The organism is Marinicella gelatinilytica (assembly GCF_026410405.1).
In the GTDB taxonomy this organism is placed as follows: domain Bacteria; phylum Pseudomonadota; class Gammaproteobacteria; order Xanthomonadales; family Marinicellaceae; genus Marinicella; species Marinicella gelatinilytica.
Window position 1 is genome coordinate 92,527 of record NZ_JAPMLN010000012.1, and the last position, 7,405, is coordinate 99,931.

At 36.6% G+C, this 7,405-nt stretch carries 5 protein-coding genes; all 5 read right to left on the minus strand.

The window, feature by feature from the left end; all coding sequences use genetic code 11:
* Positions 1–260: 260 nt before the first annotated feature.
* Positions 261–1,172, minus strand: coding sequence for a nucleotidyl transferase AbiEii/AbiGii toxin family protein (locus OS173_RS09080; protein WP_267183965.1), 912 nt, complete (start codon positions 1,170–1,172; stop codon positions 261–263).
* Positions 1,166–1,963, minus strand: a complete 798-nt coding sequence (locus tag OS173_RS09085) for a type IV toxin-antitoxin system AbiEi family antitoxin domain-containing protein (protein ID WP_267183966.1) — start codon at positions 1,961–1,963, stop codon at positions 1,166–1,168. The genes OS173_RS09080 and OS173_RS09085 overlap by 7 nt, the downstream gene beginning before the upstream one ends.
* 410 nt (positions 1,964–2,373) lie before the next feature.
* Complete coding sequence (locus OS173_RS09090) at positions 2,374–3,657, minus strand: McrC family protein (protein WP_267183967.1); 1,284 nt, start codon at positions 3,655–3,657, stop codon at positions 2,374–2,376.
* Complete coding sequence (locus OS173_RS09095) at positions 3,644–5,773, minus strand: McrB family protein (protein ID WP_267183968.1); 2,130 nt, start codon at positions 5,771–5,773, stop codon at positions 3,644–3,646. Before OS173_RS09095 ends, OS173_RS09090 begins: the two co-directional genes overlap by 14 nt.
* 289 nt (positions 5,774–6,062) lie before the next feature.
* Positions 6,063–7,405 (minus strand): C-terminal helicase domain-containing protein (locus tag OS173_RS09100; RefSeq protein ID WP_267183969.1); only part of this gene is annotated, 1,343 nt, incomplete at its 5' end.

Genomic DNA, 7,405 nt, shown 5'->3' on the forward strand with positions numbered 1-7,405 from the left:
ATGGCTCAGACCTGGAAAGAGTCTGAGCCTTATTTTTCCTGAAGTGCCAAACAGAATTGTCGTCATGATCTAACTAAGGACATACACCAGATTCAACATTAATAACCAACCAAGTCTATAGTGTGACTACACCTCAGTCAAAATCCTTTCAAAATTATCTGTAAACAACCAGGTAGTTAATGGTCTATCAATCAAATAAACGGCTTAAAATTATCTAAAGAATGCCAGTCCCTTATTATTGATTGAATGGGTGGTTATGATTAATCAATCCCTAAAATATTTTTTAGCGTTTCTAATTCTTGTGTTAACTTTTTGCTTGTCATTTTTTTGATATTTAACATTTTCCATTGTATGGCCGGCAAGCGATCTACGGCATCTAATCCCAATAATGACCAATCTGCCTGACTGTTTTGAAACGACAACAAAAACTTTCTTTCATCACCTGTTAGTGAGCTCATTATGGTATCAATAAGTTGTTGTCTCGTTTTGATTAATTCATCTAAACTCACCTCTACAAATGCCATGCCATTAAATTCAGCATCAAACACGGCATTTAATGGCTTCAAATGTGGATTTAATAATTCACTGATAGGACGTGGGTGACTTATGAGGTAAAGCAGAAATGCTTTGCGCAATGCTGTATCCCATTCATTGTGTCTGAAGTACAACATCACATCGAACAAATCCCGTGGGTGTTGTCTGTCGAGCGCGGCACACATTTTACCGGCATATAAATCAGCTTTCGACACCACGTTCATCTCCGCATAACCAAACCGGTCTTCAACCGAAGGCATCACAGACAACCTTTTAGGCTCATAAACAGTGCCACGTAACACAGGTGATAATTCAACCTTTACCACCACACCATCATGCTGAACGACTAAGCGCAAAGCATCATTCTTGTCATCATATGCTTTAATGACTTGAGCCATTTGCCACTGCTCTGATATTTTTTCGGCCAAACGATCCAACGCTTCACGAATGCGATCCAATGCCTCATTCCGCGCTTCATCTGGCAAGTAAACCAAATCAATATCGACCGACAAACGTGGTAAATCCTCAACAAATAAATTAATTGCTGTGCCACCTTTTAAAGCGAAACAGGTTTCTGTATCCACCAAGCCCAGAAGCTGAATCACCAACTTAACTTGTTGTTGATAAACCTTCACCATGAACTGGGCACCGTTATCATTAACTCATTATCCAGGCGCCCCTGTTCAGCGATAACCCGTTTACCACTACCCAAATCATAATCAGATGATTTAAGCTTTTTCGACCATTGAAAATTGTGACGTTGCGCAAACCAGAAAAACAATCGTTTGGCCTTGATACTGTTACAACGCTTTAGCATGCCATCTAATCTTTTCGGAGACATCGATGTTAATCCTTGGAACAACATATCCGCATATTCAAAACTCACACTGTGAGGAACGCCAGACAAAAGCTCCAAACAAGCCTGTTCAACTGAAGCCTGAAAATAAACAGATACATCATCGCGCCACTGTTGAACTTGTAAAACATCCACATCCAAATCACGCCAAAGCCTTTTGCAACCATGCCATTTAAATTTAACTGACAAATCAAGTCCATCTATCCAACTTGGCTTAGGCGAATTGGAATAAACATGAACCACTGTCAAATCTTGAACATAATGCCCAAAGCCACTTAATTGGATGGCCGAAACGCCACCAACATAAGCTGGATTTTCAGGATTTAGCCTGGCCAAAGAAGACATCACGCCTTGCCAGGTTATAGGTAATCCCTCGCGTATATAGACACCTCTACTGACCGCCTTTAATTTCCCAGACTTGACCGCATTATCGAACCTATGCCGCTCGATACCTTGTGCCAATATATAGGCCCGGGTAGCGACTAAACCCAAAGGTAAGATCCGTTCTAATTTATTCTGTTCACGCATAATTAGGTTTAAAAGTATCAGTTGATGCGGCACTAATCGCCGCATTAAAGCACAATTATAAACTAAAAAAGCTAAAAAAGTTTACTTAGATAGTGCTTTTGCGGCGTTATTCGCCGCATATAGGAGTATATTTAAACCGTTAATATGGATTTCATCTGTTATCTAGGATAGCGACCAGCTTATTTCACATTTGGCTGTTTTGAGAAATAGCGGTTGTTGATAATTCAAAATTAAAATATCAATTTGTAAGCTATTTATATTTTAATGACATGCCTGTCATGGCTTTTACTGGCTTTTTCAATCAACCCAAATGTCAACAAATCCAACATGTTGCAAAAATTGCAACAACTGTTGCCTTTTTTGTCTTTCCATTCTGGCCAGCCGTTTAACTCTAACTAAGGACAGGCATCGAAATCGTTCAGGGGCGACTAAGTTATTTAACTGAGTTGGTTGTCTCATGCGTTAACTATCCAACCATTTAGTTGCTTATAAATTTCATCTTGCCATACCTTAACATTCTCATGGATACCGATCGTAATGATGCCACAGGTTTTATTAGATTCTTGGCCGTTAATCTTATTGAGGTACTGCCCTGATATTTGTTGATTAATCTCTCCAGGATAAACCAAAGCCACTTTTTCTGCATTAAAATAATCGTGGTAAACATACATTTGTCTTAAATCATGCGATGAGGGATTGCTTGATTGAATGTTCTTCCATTTAGTATCAAATACAATCGCTTTAGGCTTTTCACCGACTGAGCTAACTTTGTTTTTAATCACAATATCAGGTCGAATACTTGAGCGATTGCCTTTTTTAGGTCGCCAGAAATATTTATGCGCTTGGGCTGTTATATTTTGATACTGAGCTCTGTTTTTTCTCAGGCTGATATAGACGAAACGTTCCCACAAGGCATTCATATCGAACATAATGGCCAAAATATGATTTTTACCGGCACTGACATCAGGATGGTAATTAAGTAGCAACAAACGACTGATTTCGATGGCATCTTTATAAACCGTGGTTTTTCGGTTATAAATAATTTTCTCAAAATCGGCTTCTCTGACTGTGATGTCAGGTAACTCAGGAAAGTGCAGTAACAACGAACCGATACGGCTGTGCAAAGCGGCGTTGGAGTTAATGCGTTTAAGCAGTTTTAAGGTTTTAAATAAAATTTGATTGAGCGGCTGTTGGTACGAATACTTACTATAACGCACAAAAAAACGTTCTTGATGCACCAGATTTTTGCTGATGTGTTGCCCGAACTGTAAAGCCCCTTTTAAAGCCAGTGACTGGCCTTCGGTTTTCGTGTATTTCTTAACCAGGCCTAAGTTGACTAAGTACGCCACTTCTTTCAGAAAAAGCGCAAAGTATAAATCCAGTATAAAGTTGTTTTTTGTATTTAAAGCAGCTGAACTCGGCGCTTGAATATTAAAAGTCCCCACCGTTTTTAACATGCCGATTAATAAAGTCCGCCAACGATTTTCATCATGCGTTTTATCAACTTTAGGTAGCACTTCAATGGTTAACTCACCGACCTGTAAAACACCGACGAATTGATTAAATTTTATACCTTTGTTAATGAGCTGGTAGTAATTTAAACCACCATTGCCATAGTGCTTTTCTAAGGCTTGCAAATGACTTTGTTTAAACTCAACTTTTCGATTACCCGTATCAAAAACCATACCGACCTTTAAACGGTCGTGTTCATAAACAGTGATGGTTTTATTGGCTCTCATCACCCGACTTATTCAGTAGTTTGTTGATGGCGTCGATAAATTCAGCATCGGTTTCATGATTGGGAAAAGAGTATATTAGCTTTTCGCTGTAATCATAATCATCATAATGTGTAGATACCGTGGCAAACTTAACTTCAGAAGCGCTCTCAGCCTGACAAAAGCCCTCGCCTAACACCATCGAAATTTTACCGTAATCGCCGAAAAAGTATTCCTGCAACAGTGGGATAATTTCATTATAAAAAGCATGCCTTAATCCGGCGATATCAGTGATTTTCATAAAATAACTGTGACCAATCAAATGGTCTCTGTCCAACAAGACTTCAATCCGCTCATTAATGACCGTCAGTAAATTGACTAAATCAATGGGCTCATCAATTGCGTCAATAAAACGCACACCCACTTGTTCTATTAAATCCGGTTGCGGTGGCATTTCAGTAAAACTAAAACGCCGCCTTAAAGCCGAATCCAACGCTTCAACGCTTCTGTCAGCGGTGTTCATAGTGCCGATAATATACAGGTTATTGGGCACAAAAAATGGTTCCTTGCTATACGGCAAAATAATTTCTAACCCTTCTTCATTCCCGGCACGTTTACTTAGTTCAATTAATGTTATTAACTCGCCGAAAATAGCCGACACATCCCCCCGATTTATTTCGTCGATGATAAGAATATACGGCTTACTCGTTTTACCTGATAATTCTGACAATTTTAAAGATTTTACAACTTGAACTTTATCGCTCCATGAATATTTTTTAGGCGTTCTATTCAAGTTTGAGTGTATGGATTGTTCTTGAATTGAGTTTAAAACTGACCAATAAGCAGAAGAATTACTACCACCAATTATTGCCCTAAATTCATCATTAATGTTATTGACCTCTTCTAAATCGTCTATGCCCTCTTGAAGCTTCGCTAATCGAGATTTTGAAACTGTATATGCTCTGGATCCCCCGACATGCTTTACTATAATGTTACCTTGAGAGGATATACCGTCAACAATAACCTTTCCACCATTCTTAGTTTTCAGTTCAACCGTTTCACTGGATGATAATTTTTCTTCAATACGTTGTGAAAATTCATCAAACGCCAGTGAAAAGTCAACCACATGATCAATCAAGACAGAATTACTTTCTTTCGCCAGTGAAAAACCTGCCTCAATACATAATCTTTTAAAAATACCCTCTTCAACTTTATAACTAATTGAATCACCTTCTTTTTCAGGCTCAATGGGTTTAATACCCTCAACAAAATCTTCATACGCCAGACTTTGATGAAAAGTGGTAAAGACAATTTGGCCTTCTTTTACATACTCATCATATCTTTTTTTCAACCTCGGATAGTCTTCGGTTTCTATTTCAGCTTCTGAATTCTCTTCAATAATTGCTAAAGCTTTAATAACGGTCGAATAGGTTTTACCGGTTCCCGGCGGTCCGAATAAGATTTGGTTTAATGGCGTGTTTATTTCTGATTGAGTGCGTTTGTAACCGTCACTTTGCTTATCTGATTCAGTGGCCTTACTTAATTTATCTTTCTTATCGAACATATCCCACAATCTTGATGAATAATCGTCAAAGGGTTCATCTTCAGGCTTGGCTTCAATTAGTTGCCGATGAATTTCAGATGCTTTTTTTAGTTTTTTACCTAAAATTTCCTGGCTTAAATATTTAAGTGCGCCGTCCTTTACAAACCTTAACAAAGTGTTCTCAGGCGCATACATGTATGCTATCTTCCATTTGAATGAGTGTCCTAAGTCAATGCCATCAATTTCATGAAAATCTTCATTTTGTGCCGATTTAATAGTCTTAATTAGTTGGTTCTTTACTTCTGAAAAAGCTACTTCAGGTGAATCGCCATATTTTGAATACCAACCATATACGCCATCACTCTTTTGGTTGCTTTGTAATTGCTTTTGTTCAGCTTCGGGATTTCTTTTAAAAACACCGAATTTATAAGCCGAACCACCCCACATGCTTATAACATCTTCAGTTCTGGTTTCCATCCAATAGGTAAAAGAATCATTTCTTTCAGTATTAGTATATTCTTCTAAGGTTAAACTTTTAACTTTTTCAAGTGGCCATCTTTCTAAAAACTTTTGTTTTGATTCTTTCCAATTCGTCATTTAAATTTCTCTATCTATTTTTATTAGTGAGGACAATATATTTGATTGATTTAATGTTTAACGGGATTAGCCATCGCCGTCCGCGGAAACCAAATGGTTTTAATCAGCCGATTCGTGAGCTCGGCTTCTTTAACTGAAGTCGGTGAGCCTTCGGGGAGGAATATTTGGATAGTTTGGGGATCATTTTTTTCTTAATTAAGTGCAAAATATAAAAATTTCATTAGGATTGAATAGTCTTAAAGAGTGCCTGTCCCATGTTATTTATTATTTATACCATGTTATTTGATTGTTATTCCAAACCTTTCTTATTCCCGACCGCTATAATTACATCATTTTGAATGTCATTTATTCTGCTTAAAATCACATTCAAATAGTCATCTCCTAATCGCCTCCTTAAATCCTTTATATTAAATATTAATTCATCAATGCTGTTGTTTTTTGTTGAGAGTTTTAATTGTCTCAACGTATATTTTGGTAGTGTTTTATACTTTTTAATGTCTTTTAAAAGTGTATCAATAAAGGATACTAATTCCTGATCTAAATCGTCTCTCTTTTCTTTAAGTAATGTTTTCAATGCAATATTTGCTTGATTCTCTAGAGCCAACTCACTTCTACCTGATTTATATTTTGGTTTATATGTTTTTATTTCTTCGTACGAATTCCAAAAATCACTATTTAACGTTAAACGTTCTTCGTCAGGACCACATTTTACAAATTCAATTAATTCCTCAAATGTCTTTTCGGTTGGCTTATCATTTGGTTTTTCATTATCGTATTGATGAACTATTGAAAATAAGGCCATTCCTTTTTTCCGCAAAACAACAACATTGTTTTCCTCAAATTGCTTGGCTGTTTTAACTCTGTTCGGCAAATCACTTATTTTCTTTATAACCTCTGGATGAGATTCAACAATTTTATTGTAATCATTTCGTATAATTGTTGAAGTACTTAATTCATCATTTTCTTCTGGGTTTGCACTTATTTTGCTGAATAATCCACTGGGTGTTGGTTCTTCATTAGCATTGAAAATTTTGGAATCTTCTCCTAACGCACTATGTATTAAAAACATTTTTTGTTGAGCAATTTCTCTACTTTTTACAATGTCAGAACCTTGATCAGTAGGAAAGAAGTTATAAATATATAATTCATCAAAAACTTTTGCACTCATTCTATTGATACGACCAACACGCTGTATAACACGAGTTGGATTCCAAGGAATATCATAATTAATAATTAACCCAGCTCTATTCAAGTTAAAACCTTCTGAAAGTTTATCACTTGTTATCAATACATCGAAATCATCGACTTGTTCATTGTGTATTGCGTTAAAATTAGCATCCAATTCTTTTGCGAATTTTTTGCTAATTCCGCCATCACAGAACATTGCACGACCCAATAATTCATTTTCAAAATATTTTTTAAGGTGTCTTACAGTATCTGTATATTCTGTAAATAATATAACTTTTCTTTTTGGGTCGGTTTCTTTATTAAGAACGTAAGCGCCAAGCGAACCCCATTCTACTATTTTTCTGATGTCTGATGCACACTGTGTGTTTTTAACACAGTGAATTACATGAGCAAAACTTACCGAAGCAAAGAACAATGGATTGAGCTTATTCAAGCCCATAAAGA

Excerpts from the sequence above, each read along its gene's own strand:
- OS173_RS09085 (WP_267183966.1), bottom strand. The coding sequence starts at position 1,963 with ATGCGGCGATTAGTGCCGCATCAACTGATACTTTTAAACCTAATTATG.
- OS173_RS09080 (WP_267183965.1), bottom strand. The coding sequence starts at position 1,172 with ATGGTGAAGGTTTATCAACAACAAGTTAAGTTGGTGATTCAGCTTCTG.
- OS173_RS09095 (WP_267183968.1), bottom strand. The coding sequence starts at position 5,773 with ATGACGAATTGGAAAGAATCAAAACAAAAGTTTTTAGAAAGATGGCCA.
- OS173_RS09090 (WP_267183967.1), bottom strand. The coding sequence starts at position 3,657 with ATGAGAGCCAATAAAACCATCACTGTTTATGAACACGACCGTTTAAAG.